This is a genomic window from Paenibacillus sp. 01T431, from assembly GCF_056398625.1.
The window spans coordinates 135,093-150,500 of sequence record NZ_JBFTPT010000004.1 but is presented as its reverse complement, the minus strand read 5'-3'; the positions used below and the strand labels follow the sequence as shown (position 1 = coordinate 150,500).

At 44.8% G+C, this 15,408-nt stretch carries 13 protein-coding genes; 7 read left to right on the top strand and 6 right to left on the bottom strand.

The features are described from left to right. Positions 1-69: 69 nt before the first annotated feature. The 5 genes from AC1DM9_RS08405 to leuC all read right to left on the bottom strand — a co-directional run bounded on the left by AC1DM9_RS08405 (position 70) and on the right by leuC (position 6,830). On the bottom strand, positions 70-2,553 hold the full coding sequence (locus tag AC1DM9_RS08405; protein ID WP_477509614.1) for an S-layer homology domain-containing protein: 2,484 nt from the start codon (positions 2,551-2,553) through the stop codon (positions 70-72). A 96-nt stretch (positions 2,554-2,649) separates the two neighbouring features. Beyond that, positions 2,650-3,195 (bottom strand): GerMN domain-containing protein, encoded by a 546-nt coding sequence (locus AC1DM9_RS08400; RefSeq protein ID WP_477509615.1) that lies wholly within the window; start codon positions 3,193-3,195, stop codon positions 2,650-2,652. A 19-nt stretch (positions 3,196-3,214) separates the two neighbouring features. Continuing rightward, complete coding sequence (locus tag AC1DM9_RS08395) at positions 3,215-4,630, bottom strand: N-acetylmuramoyl-L-alanine amidase (RefSeq protein WP_477509616.1); 1,416 nt, start codon at positions 4,628-4,630, stop codon at positions 3,215-3,217. 158 nt (positions 4,631-4,788) lie between these two features. Then, complete coding sequence (gene leuD / locus AC1DM9_RS08390; RefSeq protein ID WP_441961270.1) at positions 4,789-5,388, bottom strand: 3-isopropylmalate dehydratase small subunit; 600 nt, start codon at positions 5,386-5,388, stop codon at positions 4,789-4,791. A 32-nt stretch (positions 5,389-5,420) separates the two neighbouring features. Beyond that, positions 5,421-6,830 (bottom strand): 3-isopropylmalate dehydratase large subunit, encoded by a 1,410-nt coding sequence (leuC, locus tag AC1DM9_RS08385; protein ID WP_076265725.1) that lies wholly within the window; start codon positions 6,828-6,830, stop codon positions 5,421-5,423. Between the two features lie 162 nt (positions 6,831-6,992). Here leuC and AC1DM9_RS08380 point away from each other — a divergent pair, with 162 nt between their 5' ends. Continuing rightward, positions 6,993-7,886 (top strand): LysR family transcriptional regulator, encoded by an 894-nt coding sequence (locus tag AC1DM9_RS08380; RefSeq protein WP_477509617.1) that lies wholly within the window; start codon positions 6,993-6,995, stop codon positions 7,884-7,886. Here AC1DM9_RS08380 and AC1DM9_RS08375 read toward each other — a convergent pair whose 3' ends face one another. Then, complete coding sequence (locus tag AC1DM9_RS08375) at positions 7,887-8,687, bottom strand: carbon-nitrogen family hydrolase (protein ID WP_477509618.1); 801 nt, start codon at positions 8,685-8,687, stop codon at positions 7,887-7,889. 122 nt (positions 8,688-8,809) lie between these two features. Between AC1DM9_RS08375 and AC1DM9_RS08370 the strand changes: the two genes are divergently transcribed. The 6 genes from AC1DM9_RS08370 to AC1DM9_RS08345 all read left to right on the top strand — a co-directional run bounded on the left by AC1DM9_RS08370 (position 8,810) and on the right by AC1DM9_RS08345 (position 15,404). Continuing rightward, positions 8,810-9,274 (top strand): hypothetical protein, encoded by a 465-nt coding sequence (locus tag AC1DM9_RS08370; RefSeq protein ID WP_477509619.1) that lies wholly within the window; start codon positions 8,810-8,812, stop codon positions 9,272-9,274. 86 nt (positions 9,275-9,360) lie between these two features. Continuing rightward, the gene (locus AC1DM9_RS08365) at positions 9,361-10,551 is read left to right on the top strand and encodes an aminotransferase class I/II-fold pyridoxal phosphate-dependent enzyme (RefSeq protein WP_477509620.1); all 1,191 of its coding nucleotides are present in this window, start codon (positions 9,361-9,363) and stop codon (positions 10,549-10,551) included. A 336-nt stretch (positions 10,552-10,887) separates the two neighbouring features. Next, positions 10,888-11,994 (top strand): glutamate 5-kinase, encoded by a 1,107-nt coding sequence (gene proB, locus AC1DM9_RS08360; RefSeq protein WP_441875353.1) that lies wholly within the window; start codon positions 10,888-10,890, stop codon positions 11,992-11,994. Between the two features lie 16 nt (positions 11,995-12,010). Then, positions 12,011-13,261 carry a glutamate-5-semialdehyde dehydrogenase gene (locus AC1DM9_RS08355; RefSeq protein WP_477509621.1) on the top strand — a complete coding sequence of 417 codons (1,251 nt, stop codon included), beginning with the start codon at positions 12,011-12,013 and terminating at the stop codon, positions 13,259-13,261. Between the two features lie 47 nt (positions 13,262-13,308). Continuing rightward, on the top strand, positions 13,309-14,178 hold the full coding sequence (gene proC / locus AC1DM9_RS08350; protein WP_477509622.1) for a pyrroline-5-carboxylate reductase: 870 nt from the start codon (positions 13,309-13,311) through the stop codon (positions 14,176-14,178). Then, positions 14,175-15,404: a 2,3-diketo-5-methylthiopentyl-1-phosphate enolase gene (locus AC1DM9_RS08345; RefSeq protein ID WP_477509623.1), complete on the top strand. Its 1,230-nt coding sequence runs from the start codon at positions 14,175-14,177 to the stop codon at positions 15,402-15,404. Before proC ends, AC1DM9_RS08345 begins: the two co-directional genes overlap by 4 nt. The last annotated feature ends 4 nt before the right edge of the window (positions 15,405-15,408 follow it).

The following is a 15,408-nucleotide window of genomic DNA, read 5'->3' as shown; positions in this document are numbered from 1 at the left end:
CCCTAAGGGCAGTTTTTTCACAAAAAATGAATATCTCAGCCTATAATTGATGAAAATTTCGTTAAAAAGCTACTTGACGATTGCAATTGCATAGTTTCTAAAGCCATAGATTGTAATCGTGTCGCCTGACTTGAAAGCTGTAACTGAAACCGAATTTCCATTTAAAATGTATTTGGTCTGGCTGTTTACATTAAAATAATTCCGGTTATCCGCATCTGTTGTTTTTTCCGTCCACACTTGTGATGCAGTCGCATTGAAGTTCGTAAATACGCGGCTCTCGCCAACAGCTACAGTCAGTTGTGTTTTGTTGCCTTCAAGCTTCTGAACCTCAACATAGTCCCCCACAGTAAGCAGGCTCGTTGCTGTTCCTTGCGTGGCTCCTTTTACGATTACGAACCCAGCATCGCCATTATAAGCAACAGTTTGACCTACAAGGTCTACAATAGTGACACTGTTTGCTGAGATGGATTGTACTTTGCCATAAGCAACAGAAATAGTGCGTGCACGAACGGCTTCTTTTCCTAAGTAGTTAACAGTAATAATAGAGCCCGGAGTAATCTGTTCAATCGCAAGCTTCGCTCCTGCTTCATTAACCAATTCTGTACCTAGCACATTTAGATCAAATGCGGATGTCATTGCATTTTTAACACGAATTTTTTTGTTGATTACGTCTACTGACATTACATCATATTGAGCATTTGTGTGGACTCTAATCGTTGCAACACGATCTTGGTTGCTGCTCAAATCAAGCGTAAGTTGATCGCCTGCCTTAAGATCGCTGTAAGTTGCATTTGCTATGGCAGCATGCTCAACGTATGCAGTATTATATGGAAGCGACAACGTAGCGCCGTTCTCCAATTTAATGTTCATCAAGTTGCTTTGTGAATTCATTGATAATAAAGTACCTGTATATTTAGTTAAAAATTGCAGGGATACGATCGAATTTCCTGTATAGCTGATAACAATTTTTCTGTTCACGGTTAGTAAGCTATTAGCAGAAGCTAATGAAATAACGTTGCCGCTGTATTCAATTCGAGTTTTATCCGTAAAATAAAGCGCTTGGGCGTTATTGCCATTTGCATCAAGAATGGTCAACAACTTTTTATCGTAAACAAAAGCGGCAACCTGCGCACCAGCAACGACTTTCACATTGCGGTTAACTACTTTCACTTTTGTTACTTTATCTGCATCATTAAGCGTAAGCTCTACTTGATCTGCTTCTTTAATTAAATCGCCGATTGTTGCTCCATTAATGCCTTCAATTTCAACGGAAACCGTATCTGCCATCAATTTAGATACAAGTGTTGAACCCTCCATGACAGTGATCAAATCACCTGTCGAGCCGTAGAATGTACCTTTAACACTCGTTGCCGACGCCTGCGTCGATGCAATAATTTTTATTGTTGCCGGCGCATCACGGAAGCTGTCTTGTACGATGCTTATTTGGCTGTCTCTCTTAATTGAGGTTAATGCTAGCGGTTTGCCATCCGTATCAACGACTACTACTGAATCATTATAGAAAAATTCAACAGGCTTATTGTTAATCCATACATATAACTTCTTCTCATCTGCGATAACACGATCCAACGTTCCAGACGTCGTTTTAGTGTAAGTCTTATCGCCTTTCACTTCAACGTAAAGCGCCTTTCCATCCTTCGCAATGACCGTTACATCTCCGTATTCTAGAAGCTGCTGTCTCGTAATAGGTGTTTCTGTATTGTAGTGATAAAATAAAGTATCTGAATTAATGCTATAGTTGATTTCCTTCTTGTCGCTGTAAACAGTAATTTGAGTATCTGTTATTTTAGTTGCAATCCCGTTTACTTGACCTTCATATGCAACCGGGAACAGCTTCTCAGCACGGCTGAACATCGTAGCCAGACTCGCACGATCCACATTCGCTTTAGGAACAAATTTGTCTGCCGTTACACCCTTTACGAGCTCAAGCTTGGAAGCGGCATTCACATAACCCTTATAAATAGAAGTGATTTGCGCTGCATCCGCGAAAGTCGAGGCTGTATTTTGCAAACGTACCGCTTCTTCCTCTTGCTGGATTGCACGAACCATAAGCTTCGTTACCCATTCACGGGTAGCTGGCTTAGTCCCCCAGGCGATTTTAGGATCTTTAGCTGCGAGTCCGAACTCTTCCACCTGATCAAGCAGGCCTTCTTGGAAAGCCAAAGTTACATAAGGTTTAAAATAAGTGCTTACGGAAAAAGAATTAGGAAAACCGATAATTGCATCTTTATCTGCCTTTTTATCCAATCCCGCGAATCGAAGAGCCATAAGCACAGCCTCTTGCTGACTCACATTTTCTTTCGGACGGAATATAGCAGCTCCGCTTGATGTCTTATTTCCTTCAATAATTCCTTGCAATGCAAGCTTAGCTATATGCTTCTCTGCCCAATGACCACTGCTTACATCGGTAAATGGTGTTGTATATCCGGAGGCTGCTGAGGCATAGGAAGCAGGTATGATTACACCGCTTCCTGCAACTAGAGAAAACGCTAGCGCTCCAATCAAAATCTTTTTGCTCGCAAATTGCATTGTCATAAGTAGATATTCCCCCTGATTAGTATGTAATAACTCATGCAGAACGGCTTCGCCAACCTATTGCTAGGATGGAACGAAGCCATTCATATTTTTTGCTTATTGCTTGTTCATTGGATATTCGAGCTCGACATGACCCATGAGCGTTTCAACCTTTTGTCCATCGACAAGCAGATCGATTGATTTTACAGCATCGAATTGAAACAATGTTTTTTGAAGCGTCTGAATGACAAACGTCTCGCCTGGCGCACCAAGCCGCGCTTCATCAGGCAAATGAATATCCAGTGTAACAAGCCCGTCTGATAGTTGTACGGATTTAACCTCAATTCGTTTCCATAAAGATAATTTATTCTCGTCAGCATCTTTTTGCAGTTCAGCAATTGCTGCTTTGACCAGATCAAGATCCGTTTCATAGGTTAGCTTGACTGGATGCTCTACTGTTTCAGTTAGCTCAGCATCGGTTAAATAAATAATAGCATCTAGTTCGTTTATAACGGGAGTTGGCTCAGGAGAAGGCGAAGGTGAAATTGTAGGCGATACCGTGCTGCCTGGTTGATTTCCCTGCTTATCCTGAACTCCGCATCCTGCAAGCGCAGCGGATAATATAATGACAGCAAGCAGCCCGCGTGCTTTGAAAGTTTTCATAACACTGAACACCTGCTTTCTATTTTACATTTAAGTACTCTTTGATGCCTGCAACCAGTTCAGCAGCTATTTTGTTTTGTGCCGCATCATCAAATAACATTTTTGCATCGTTTGCGTTGGATAGGAAGCCTGCTTCGATTAGTACGGCTGGCATCGTCGTTTGTTTGATCACTTTATAAGCTTCTTTCTTGACGCCGCGGTCTTTAAGACCGGTTGCCGCAATTAGATGCTTGTGAATAATACTAGCAAACGCTTTACTGTTATCGCGATAATAGTAGGTTTCAGTTCCTGTTGCGGAGCTGATACCGCTATTGGCATGAATAGACATAAATAAATCAGCTTTTATGCTTTCTGCAAACTTGACGCGATCATCTAAAGTCGGGTAAGTATCCCCCGTTCTAGTTAAATGAACTTTAATTTTGCTTTCTTTGTCAAGCAACGCCTTCATCTTAAGTGCGATACTAAGCGTAAATTCTTTCTCCGGTTTCTTCAAAACACTCGCTGCACCCGGATCTGAGCCGCCATGTCCCGCATCAAGAACAACGTTGTAGACTTTGGATGATGGAGGAGTTACTGGATCTGTAATCGGCGGAGTACCAGGAACGTCTGCAGCAGACATTAAGCTAAACTGAATTTTTCCTGCTTCCTCAGTCATCACATAGCCGGTATTATCGCCAATAAGAATGACTAAGCGAGCGGTAGCTGGCGTGTTCGAAAATAAGGAATAACGATAACCTTGCAAATAAGTGCTGTCTGTTACATTAACCTCAACTTGTCCATTCAAAAACTGTGAAGATAAGTTTGATGAATAGTTAGTATTCGGAAAATCGAACACAATGCGCTTTGGGTTCTCGAGCAGCATTGGCTTGTTGGCCTTAACTGTTCCTTCATAATTAAGGGTCATGCTGCTTCCGCCAGAGTAATAAATGTCTGTTATCTGGCCTGCTGCTTCCACAGGAAGATTCGGGTCTGGATCAATAGGTTCTGTCGGATCTGTTGGTTCTTTGTTCTGCTCGTACATATGTACTTCTTTCTCAACAGCTTTCCATTCAAAATCCAATCCAAACTGCTCACCAATAAAGCGAAGTGGAACTAAAGTGTAGCCTTTAATGATAGAAACTGACGTGTCCATTTTAACCTTTTTGTCATTGACTACTGCCATATTGTCATTCAGCTTTAGCTTTATGACATTATTGGCATGTGTTACTGTCGCTGTTTTGGTCGTGTTATCCCAATCAATCAGGTAGCCTAATCCTTCTGATACCGTCCGCACAGGTACAACGGTTGCATTATTAATGATTTGCGGATTAACATCAGATTTCAATTGCTGACCATTCAAGAAAAGCTTGGGTACGACCTCTGCAGCTTGTCCTACTGCGGAGAACATCGTGAAAAAAATCGACATAAACATTAATACGGATACAAATCTTTTCATTTCCCACCTCGATGACTGAAATTGCCCGCATCGAATGAGTGCATTCGACTTTAACAGACGCAAATATAGACGCAGCTTGTCAGAAAAAGTTGCGTTTAAAGGAAAAAAGAGGACGAATCATCCGGAGTGGCTGATTCGTCCTCTTCATTTCGTTTTAATTACACAAGACGAGCAATATGTTTTTGCTCATAAGCTGTAATTTTGTCTTCATGTTGAAGAGTCAAACCGATATCGTCAAGACCTTGCAGCAAAAATTGACGACGGTGCTCATCAAGATCAAATGCGATCGTTAGACCATATTCATCCGAAAGCTGTTTGTTTTCCAAATCAACAGTAAGCTTGTAGCCGTCATGCTTCGCTGTACGCTTAAATAGCTCTTCCACTTGCTCTTCGCTTAGCTTGATAGGCAAAATACCGTTTTTGAAACAGTTGTTATAGAAAATATCCGCATAAGACGGAGCGATAATAACTTTGTATCCATAATCAAGAATTGCCCAAGGAGCATGCTCACGGGATGAGCCGCAGCCAAAGTTAGCACGGGAAACGAGTACAGATGCGCCCTCGTAACGCGGCTTGTTTGGTTCGAAATCAACGTTCACTTCACCATTTTCGTGAAAACGCCATTCGAAGAAAAGAAATTGACCAAAACCGCTGCGCTCAATACGCTTCAAAAATTGTTTCGGTATAATTGCATCAGTGTCGACATTGACCCGGTCGACCGGGGCTACGATGCCTGTAAGTTGTTTAAACGGTTCCATATCTTATATACCCCTCTCGCGTTCAATTCGTTCTACACTACGGATTTAATTTCCCAATCGCGTACATCTGTGAAATGACCTTTTACTGCTGCTGCAACTGCCATCGCAGGCGATACAAGATGCGTGCGTCCGCCGCGGCCTTGACGCCCCTCGAAGTTACGGTTAGACGTTGATGCACAACGCTCGCCCGGTTTCAATACGTCAGGGTTCATTGCAAGACACATCGAGCAGCCAGCATCACGCCATTCAAAGCCAGCTTCAGTGAAGATTTTGTCCAAACCTTCTTTTTCGGCTTGAATTTTTACGCGGCCTGAACCTGGTACGACGATAGCCGTTACACGATCGCTAACTTTGTAGCCTCTGGCGATTTCAGCTGCTGCACGCAAATCTTCGATACGGCCATTTGTACATGAACCGATGAATACATAATCAATTGGGATTTCGTTCATTGGTGTTCCAGGCTTAAGATCCATATATTCAAGTGCTGCTTCAGCAGCTTTACGCTCGTTCTCCGTTGGAAGATCAGCAGGGAAAGGAACTTTAGCTGTGATGTTGGTACCCATGCCTGGGCTAGTTCCCCAAGTCACTTGCGGGATTAGTGCGTCAACGTCGAAGTGAACGACTGTGTCATACTCTGCACCTTCATCCGTAGTAAGCTGTTTCCAAGCTTCAACTGCTTCTTCGTAGTTAGCTGGCGCATATTGACGGCCGCGAAGATAGTTGAATGTTGTTTCATCTGGAGCGATGAGGCCAGCGCGTGCGCCTGCTTCGATTGACATATTACAAACTGTCATCCGCTCTTCCATAGTCAAGCTTGTGATGGCTTCGCCAGTAAACTCAATAACATAACCTGTTGCGAAATCTGTGCCGTATTGAGCAATAACGCCAAGAATCAAATCCTTTGCTGTTACGCCTGGCTTGCGAGTGCCGTTAAAGCGAACCTCAAGCGTTTTTGCTTTCGATTGCTGCAAGCATTGAGTAGCCATAACGTGCTCAACCTCACTTGTACCAATACCGAACGCCAATGCGCCGAAAGCACCGTGAGTAGATGTGTGGCTGTCTCCACAAACGATTGTTTTACCTGGATGCGTTAGACCAAGCTCAGGACCCATTACGTGAACGACACCTTGGTCAATGCTGTCAAGATCAAACAACGTTACGCCGAAGTCTTTACAGTTTTGAGTAAGCGTGTCAATTTGTTGTTTGGAAATTGGATCTGTAATGTTGAAGCGATCTTTCGTTGGTACGTTGTGATCCATCGTTGCGAAAGTAAGATCAGGACGACGCACTTTGCGGCCTGATAGACGCAAGCCTTCAAACGCTTGCGGAGATGTTACTTCGTGTACAAGCTGCAAATCGATATAAATGACGCTTGGCTTGCCTTCTTCTTGATTAATGACGTGATTATCCCAGATCTTTTCAAACATTGTCTTTTTCGTCATTATGTTCACCCCACCGTTTCATTGAATCTTCTGCTTTTCTTAACTGAAACTACTATAACATTTCTTTCTTCATTGATCCAAGATATAATATCTATAACGTCTATAGGTAATAACTATAATAGTAGATTCCTTACATAATAAACAATTGAAAGGAAAATTTATATGGAATTGAGACAATTAAATTATGTTATTCAAATCGCCTCAGAGAAAAACTTTTCAAGAGCAGCGGAAAAGCTTCATATCGCTCAGCCCTCACTAAGTCAGCAGCTCTCCAAGCTTGAGCAAGAAATCGGCGTACTTCTGTTCCGGCGAACAACAAATTCTGTAGAACTAACGCAAGCTGGACAAGTATTCGTTCATAAATCACAAGCAATTCTTGACGCTGTTGAGCAGTTAAAGCAGGAAATGGACGATATGGCGCAAATGCGGCGCGGACGACTTGTTGTCGGTACATTGCCGCTAACTGGCTCACATATACTCCCGCTTGTTTTGCCAGTATTTGGTGAACAATATCCGCAGATTGAAGTCGTTCTAGTTGAAGAAACAACTGCAAAGCTTGAGCAGCTTACTGCGAGCGGCGGTACCGATTTAAGTCTGCTCTCGCTGCCGCTCATTGACAACTCTCTCGCATGGGAACCATTCTTGGAGGAAGAAATCTGCTTAGCCGTCCCTCCACAGCACCCTCTTTCACTAAGAGAAGGCTCAATCTCGATTTCCGAACTTGATAAAGAGCCGTTTATTGGACTTAAGCGCGGACAAGGCTTTCGGCAAATTACAGTCGAACTGTGTGAGCAATCAGGTTTCACTCCGCAAATCGTATTCGAGAGCAGCAATATGGAAACCATTCAATCCTTAGTGGCAGGCGGAATGGGAATAGCCTTTGTCCCGCAAATGCTTACGCGAGTCAAAGGCTCTGATTTTATGCCTGTTTACCTTCCCTTGTCGTCCAAGCCTACAAGAACGTTAGTCGTGGCGAGCCGCAAAGGCAGATATTTATCCAAAGCTGCTGAAGCATTTATCCGTACACTCAATATGACTATAAGCAGCTATCGGTAATCAAGCTTCATAAATAGAAGGTCTGCGATCTTCAAAAACAGGAATTTTTGTGCGTACAGCATCAACTAAATCCAAATCGATGTCTGCGTATATAATCGTTTCCTCTTCGCCCGCTTCCGCTATCGTCTCTCCCCAAGGATCAAGCACGAGCGAGTGACCAAAGAAATTAGTGTCACCGCTCGAGCCCATCCGGTTGCACGCGATGACGAACATTTGGTTTTCAATTGCACGTGCCGTAAGCAAAGTACGCCAATGATGAAGTCTTGGATGCGGCCATTCTGCTGGAACGAATAGCAATTTGGCTCCATCCAGCGCAAGCTTGCGAGCTAGCTCAGGGAAGCGGATGTCATAACAAATCATCATGCCTGCTTTTGTCCCTTCTATCTCAAGCCTGCCAAGCTTATCTCCTGCAGCCAAATATTTTTCTTCATCCATAAGACGGAATAAATGAATTTTTGAATAATCGGATACAACATGGCCTGAACGATCAAATGCATACATTGTATTCAGCACTTTGTCTTCCTTAAGTTCCGCGATTGAACCTCCAATAATATGAACGCTGTGCTTCTTGCTAAAATCAGATAAAAAAGCACGAGTGCGTTCGCCTTCACGATCTGCAATCGTTTTTATTTCAGTTAAAGCGTAACCTGTGTTCCACATTTCCGGAAACATAATGACATCCGGTTTACTCGTTTGGCTCATCGCTTCTTCAAGCATGCTCGCCAGCTTCGTGAAGTTAGCTTCTGGATTTCCTGCTTCTATATGCATTTGCAGCAATGCAAGCCGCAATGGTTTACTCATATGCCGTTCCTCCTGTTGATCCTTTTTTCACCTAATGATACCCTGTCATGGTTCTGTGTCAAGATGGGAAACGTAACAACGAGGGATTTACTACTTTACGAACATAAAGGAGAATGTCTGTTATGCTTCCAAAACGAATAGCTGCAATGCTTCTTGCTTGCTGCTCGATTTTCCTGTTTGCCAACTTCGCTTCTGCTCATCAAGCACTTAGCGGCGCTCCTAACCCAGAAACAGGGCTTAAGCCAGTTCAAGTATTCGATGTAGCCGCCGGTAAAGTAACAAAGACAATCCCAAATGACGCCAAATATCAAGAGATGGCTTCTTCATGGGTTGGTTCCATCACTGGTCTTGCTCCACAAATGACAAATGATTCAAGCTGCAGCTATGTGTATCGTGTTCCTCTTGAGAAGGCCGTGACCATCAAAGCAAATGACGTTTCCGTTACATCCGATGATCTTTTTCTCTTTTATTGTAAGGAAAAGCCTCCTCTCTTGCTCGTGTTTGATGAGAAGCGCAGACCTTTTTTATTCCTGTTCAAAGCAGATATTAAACCCTTTATTGACAGGGTAGGCATTCCGGCTGCATAACCAGCCGCTTCTCATCTCCCGCTATTCATGCTACATTAAAGCTATTGCCTAAATAGATAGCGATTTTGTCATGTGGAGTGTGAGGTATGGAAACACAAATCGGTCAACACTTTATTCAACCTGCGGAACGGATGAATGTACTTCCGACGCAATTTTTTGCCAAGCTGGTCGCCAAAGCAAATGCTCAAACGGCCAAAGGACGCGATGTCATCAATTTGGGACAAGGCAATCCGGATCAACCGACTCCTCCCCATATTGTTGCGAAGCTACAGGAAGCTGCAGCTAATCCGTTGTACCATAAATATCCACCCTTTAGCGGCTACCCTTTTCTAAAGGAAGCCGTGGCGAAGCGGTACAAAGAGGATTATAACGTAGATATAGATCCCACTACTGAAGTCGCTATCCTCTTCGGAGGAAAAACTGGCCTTGTCGAAATTAGCCAATGCCTGCTTAATCCCGGCGATGTCTGTCTCGTGCCGGACCCTGGTTATCCTGACTATTGGTCTGGGGTGGCGCTTGCAGGTGCCGAGATGTCATTTATGCCATTAACAGAACAAAACAGCTATTTGCCAGACTATAACGCCATAAGTCCAGAAATAGCCGAGCGCGCAAAGCTAATGTTCATGAATTATCCGAACAATCCAACAGGTGCTGTTGCTAATGCGGAATTTTATGCACAAACGGTGGAATACGCAAAAAAGCACGGTATCGTTGTTGCAAGTGATTTCGCCTATGGCGCAATTGGCTTCGATGATAATCAACCGATCAGCTTCTTGCAGACGCCAGGCGCGAAAGAAGTAGGCGTTGAGTTTTATACCCTATCCAAAACTTATAACATGGCTGGCTGGCGTGTTGGCTTTGCGATCGGAAATGCTCAAATCGTCAAGCTAATCAATTTAATCCAAGATCATTATTATTGCAGCCTATTCGGTGGCATTCAGGAAGCAGCCGCACTTGCACTGACGGGGCCACAGCAATGTGTCGCTGAACTTACAGCAATGTACGAAAGCCGTCGCAATGCCCTGTTTACTGCCCTTGACCGAATTGGTTGGAAAGCCGCTCGACCAGGAGGATCTTTTTTCTGCTGGCTGCCTGTACCTGAAGGCTATACATCTGAATCTTTTGCGGACCTTCTGCTTTATGAGGCTGATGTTGTTGTCGCTCCAGGCGTAGGGTTTGGTACCCATGGTGAAGGCTTTGTTCGGCTTGGTCTTCTTACAAGTGAAGAACGCCTGCAAGAAGCGATTGAACGGATTGGAAAACTAAATTTATTTTAGAATATATCCGCCATTTACCTTGCTTTACAGCAGCATGGGATCGTGATATGCTTGTAGGAATTGAACATGAAACGTGATGACGGGACAATTAAGCAAGATGGGTCGCGATCAGAGAGTAAATTCCATGGGCTGCAAGAATTTACCGAAGGCCGCTTGCTGAACCTACCTCCGAGCGGCCGGCTATGAACCGGACAGCGCCTTCTGTTATAGGCTTAAGCTGGATAATTCTATTTAAGGATTATCAACAAAGGTGGTACCGCGGAAGCAAAGACTTTCGTCCTTTATGGACGAAAGTCTTTTTTGTTGTCACCAAACAAGCATAGGATGGGATTAATGATGACGGAACGTATTGTCGTAAAGATTGGCAGCAGCTCGCTTACCTCGGAAGAAGGGGGTCTAAACCGCGAGCGTATTCAATATTTCGCATCAGAGCTCGCTTCCTTGCATAAAAAAGGAAATGGCGTGATGCTCGTAACTTCAGGTGCTGTTGCAGCTGGCTTTCGTCAAATCGGTTATGCTGCAAAGCCAAAAATCGTTCATGAAAAACAAGCAGCCGCTGCTGTAGGGCAAGCACTGCTTATGCAAGCCTATCAAGAAGCCTTCAACGGTTATGGCATAGTAGCTGCACAAATTTTGCTTACGCGTGCGGATTTCTCCAATCGCCGCCGCATTCAAAATGCACTTATGACAATCGAAGAGCTTCTGCGGCTTGGCATCATACCGATTATTAACGAAAACGATACGGTGGCAACCGACGAGCTTGTTCCTAAATTCGGTGATAACGACAGCTTATCAGCGCTTGTCGCTGCGATGACGAAAGCTTCACAGCTGATCATCATTACCGATATGGACGGCTTATACACAGAGGACCCTCGTAAAAATCCGCAAGCGGTCAAGATCGAGCGCGTCGATCAAATATCTGAAGATATTATGAAGCTCGCAGGCGGAGCTGGCTCTTCCGTCGGAACAGGCGGCATGCGTTCCAAAATCGAAGCAGCACGCATCGCCATGCGCGGCGGCGTACATGCTTTTATCGGTAAGGTGCAGCAAGAAGGCGATCTGAAGCTAGCTGTGGAAGGCAATGGCCGCGGTACATATTTTGATACGAAGCTGAACAGCCTTCCGATGAAGAAGCAATGGCTTGGCTTTCACTCTATGCCGCTAGGCAAGGTTTTTGTAGATGAAGGCGCTGTTCAAGCCTTGCTGGAAGGCGGCAAAAGCCTCCTCCCTGCCGGCGTAAAAGAAATTCAAGGCGATTTCCATTCCGGAGATGTCGTCGAAGTCATTAATCCACAAGGCCAAACCATTGGCAGAGGCGTTGTCAATTATGCAGCATGGCAAATTCAAGCTGTGGCCGGCCTTACTACTGAAGAAGTTAAACGTAGAGTCGATGTATCCCGTATCGAATTTATTCATCGAGACGAATGGATTACATTAAAATAATAAGGGGGATTCCGCTATGATCAGTGAAGTGAGAACAAAAGCAACTTTAGCTCAAGATGCAACTGCCATTATGAATCGTTTGTCCACAGAACAAAAAAATACGGCTCTATCTCGTATGGCTGATGCATTAATCGCCGAGACTAACGCAATTATTACTGCAAATGAGCTTGACCTGCAGCGAGGTCGCGAGCAAGGCACAAGCCCTTCCATGCTCGATCGCCTTGCTTTAAATAAAGATCGTATAGCATCCATTGCTGAGGGACTTAGACAAATTGTTGAGCTTCCGGACCCTGTTGGTGAGCTGCTTGAGCATTTCGATCGTCCTAACGGACTTAAAGTAAATAAGATCAGAGTTCCAATCGGCGTCATTGGCATGATCTATGAAGCTCGTCCCAATGTTACTGTCGATGCGGCTGGCTTATGTTTAAAAACTGGCAACTGCGTCGTGCTTCGCGGCGGATCAGCTGCTATCGAGTCAAATCGTAAAATCGTAGAGGTATTAAAAAATGCACTTTCAGATACGGCAATGCCAGCTGATGCCATTCAGTTAATAGAGGATTCAGATCGTGCCTCGGTTAACGAAATGCTGAAGCTTAATGGCTTGCTTGATGTTGTCATTCCTCGTGGAGGCGCATCGCTTATTCGAAATGTCGTTGAAAATGCCACTGTACCGGTCATCGAAACAGGAGCTGGTATTTGCCATACCTTCATAGATGCCAGCGCTGACTATACGATGGCTGTCGAGATTGCCTTTAACGCCAAAGTACAACGGCCATCGGTTTGCAACTCCATGGAAACCTTGCTCGTTCACGAAGCTTTTGCAGAGCAGCATTTGGCTGCACTTGCTGATCGTTTTGTTCAAGCAGGCGTTGAGCTCCGCGGCTGCGAAAGAACGGCTTCCCTTCTCACAGGCATTAAACCGGCAACTGATGAGGACTATAGTACAGAATACAATGATTATATTATGAATATCCGCGTCGTTTCAGATCTTGACGCCGCGCTTGCACATATCCGCCGTTTCAGTACAAAACATTCCGAATGTATTGTGACCGAAAACTCCGAAAACGCTGAGCGATTTATTCAAGATGTTGATGCGGCTGCCGTTTATCATAACGCCTCTACTCGCTTTACCGACGGATTTGAATTCGGGTTTGGAGCTGAAATCGGCATTAGTACACAAAAGCTTCATGCACGCGGTCCAATGGGTTTGCCTGCATTGACGTCTACTAAATATCTGGTTTATGGAACTGGACAAATACGGGGCTAACAGGACGAATTCAGTCCAATATCAATGGAACAACGGAGGAATACTTCATGACACAGCTTACACAAACAGCAATTGCCAGTCAGCAAATTTGCTTCTATGGTGCCGGATCGATGGCGGAAGCCATTGCCCGAGGTCTAATTAACAAAAACCTCATTGCACCTAGTAAGATTTCAATGCTCAATCGACAAAATAAAGATCGGCTCTCTGAGCTAAATGAGCTATACGGTATACAAACCATCGTGCAAGGCTCCTCTAATGAAGCTTATTTAAAAGAGGCAGACATTATTTTTCTAGCCATGAAACCTAAGGATGCTGCTGAAGCGATCGCATCCATTAAGCCGTTCATTTCCTCTAAACAGCTTATTATATCGGTCATTGCCGGGTTATCGATCAAAGCAATCGAGCAGCTGCTTGGTGGGCAGGCTTCCGTCGTACGCGCGATGCCGAACACATCCAGCACAATTGGTCTAGGAGCAACTGGAATTAGTTATTCAGATATTGTGACTACTTCGCAAAAAGCACTTACAGAAGCGATTTTCAGCTCTGTTGGCATTAATGCAATCGTAGACGAGTCACTCCAGCAAGCTGTCACAGGCGTGTCTGGCAGCGGCCCAGCTTATGTCTATTACTTTATGGAGTCGATGATCGATACCGCAATCCAACTAGGATTTTCGGAGACAGCAGCAAAGGAGCTTGTCGTTCAGACGGTTCTTGGCGCAGCGGAAATGGTTCGTCATACCGGCGAAGAGCCAGCAGAGCTGCGCCGCAAGGTCACATCGCCAAATGGGACGACGCAGGCAGCTCTTGAGCTGATGGCCGAAAATCATTTTTCAGAAACAATCAAGAAGGCTATCCATCGCTCAGCAGAACGTGCAGGCGAGCTTGGAGAAGCTATCGAGAGGAGCATTAACGAATGATTGGAGTTTGTATCGCAACGTATCGTTCTTATGATGATCGAGCGGATTTCAATAAAAAGGCGCTTTCGATCGCTGTTGGCTTAACCGTCGGCAGCTGGACTGAGCTTCCTGAAGCGCAAAAGGCGAATATGGAAAAGCATCTTGGAAAAGTATTGTCCGTTACTGTCCATGAGCCCGAAAATGCATTGCCCGGTGAGCGCTATGCCGACATTCGAATTGCTTACCCAGACATCAACTTCAGCCGTGACCTCCCTGCTTTGCTAGTAACTGTATTCGGCAAGCTGTCCATGGACGGCAAAATCAAGCTTATGGATCTCGACGTTTCTGAGGATTTTGCATCTGCTTTTCCAGGTCCTAAGTTTGGATTAAACGGTGTTCGCGATTTGCTTGGCGTACATGATCGCCCGCTGCTAATGAGTATTTTCAAATCCGTTGTCGGTTATGATCTAGCCAATCTTCAAGATCAGTTCTATAAGCAAGCGCTTGGCGGTGTGGACTTAATCAAGGATGATGAAATCCTATTTGAGAATCCACTTACCCCTCTGGAGAAACGTGTCGAAGCTTGTATGGATGCAGCGCGTCGCGCTGAAGCAGAGACCGGCCAAAAGCTGCTTTACGCCGTTAACTTGACAGGGCCTACCTCAGCTCTTGCTGCGAATGCTCGAAAAGCGATTGACGCCGGCGCCAACGCGCTTTTATTTAACGTTCTTGCTTATGGCTATGATGTGCTTCATGAGCTTAGCAGTGACAAATCCATTAATATCCCTATAGCAGCTCACCCTGCAATGGCTGGAGCGATGTACCCATCGCCTCATTATGGCATTAGCGCTTCTCTTCTTCTTGGGAAGTTAATGCGTCTTGCTGGTGCCGATCTTGTGCTCTTCCCTTCACCTTACGGCTCGGTTGTTATGCCAAAGGAAGAGAATTTAGCGGTTAAGGAAGCTTTGCTTGCGCCGCTTCACGGGCTGAAAACGAGCTTCCCTGTACCATCGGCGGGCATTCATCCTGGACTGGTGCCTCTCATTCTAAAAGATTTCGGTACCGACGTGGTTGTAAATGCTGGCGGCGGTATTCATGGTCATGCCATGGGAACTGCAGCTGGCGGACAAGCATTCCGTCAAGCGATTACAGCAACATTAAATGGAGTACCTCTTCGCAATGCCGCTGAGCAACCGGGCAATGAAGCGCTGTTGGCAGCAATTGAAGCATGGGGGATCAAAGAATAATGAC

Bases quoted from the DNA above. Each gene is read 5' to 3' on its own strand.
- AC1DM9_RS08405 (WP_477509614.1), bottom strand. From the start codon at position 2,553: ATGACAATGCAATTTGCGAGCAAAAAGATTTTGATTGGAGCGCTAGCG.
- AC1DM9_RS08400 (WP_477509615.1), bottom strand. From the start codon at position 3,195: ATGAAAACTTTCAAAGCACGCGGGCTGCTTGCTGTCATTATATTATCC.
- AC1DM9_RS08395 (WP_477509616.1), bottom strand. From the start codon at position 4,630: ATGAAAAGATTTGTATCCGTATTAATGTTTATGTCGATTTTTTTCACG.
- leuD (WP_441961270.1), bottom strand. From the start codon at position 5,388: ATGGAACCGTTTAAACAACTTACAGGCATCGTAGCCCCGGTCGACCGG.
- leuC (WP_076265725.1), bottom strand. From the start codon at position 6,830: ATGACGAAAAAGACAATGTTTGAAAAGATCTGGGATAATCACGTCATT.
- AC1DM9_RS08380 (WP_477509617.1), top strand. From the start codon at position 6,993: ATGGAATTGAGACAATTAAATTATGTTATTCAAATCGCCTCAGAGAAA.
- AC1DM9_RS08375 (WP_477509618.1), bottom strand. From the start codon at position 8,687: ATGAGTAAACCATTGCGGCTTGCATTGCTGCAAATGCATATAGAAGCA.
- AC1DM9_RS08370 (WP_477509619.1), top strand. From the start codon at position 8,810: ATGCTTCCAAAACGAATAGCTGCAATGCTTCTTGCTTGCTGCTCGATT.
- AC1DM9_RS08365 (WP_477509620.1), top strand. From the start codon at position 9,361: ATGGAAACACAAATCGGTCAACACTTTATTCAACCTGCGGAACGGATG.
- proB (WP_441875353.1), top strand. From the start codon at position 10,888: ATGACGGAACGTATTGTCGTAAAGATTGGCAGCAGCTCGCTTACCTCG.
- AC1DM9_RS08355 (WP_477509621.1), top strand. From the start codon at position 12,011: ATGATCAGTGAAGTGAGAACAAAAGCAACTTTAGCTCAAGATGCAACT.
- proC (WP_477509622.1), top strand. From the start codon at position 13,309: ATGACACAGCTTACACAAACAGCAATTGCCAGTCAGCAAATTTGCTTC.
- AC1DM9_RS08345 (WP_477509623.1), top strand. From the start codon at position 14,175: ATGATTGGAGTTTGTATCGCAACGTATCGTTCTTATGATGATCGAGCG.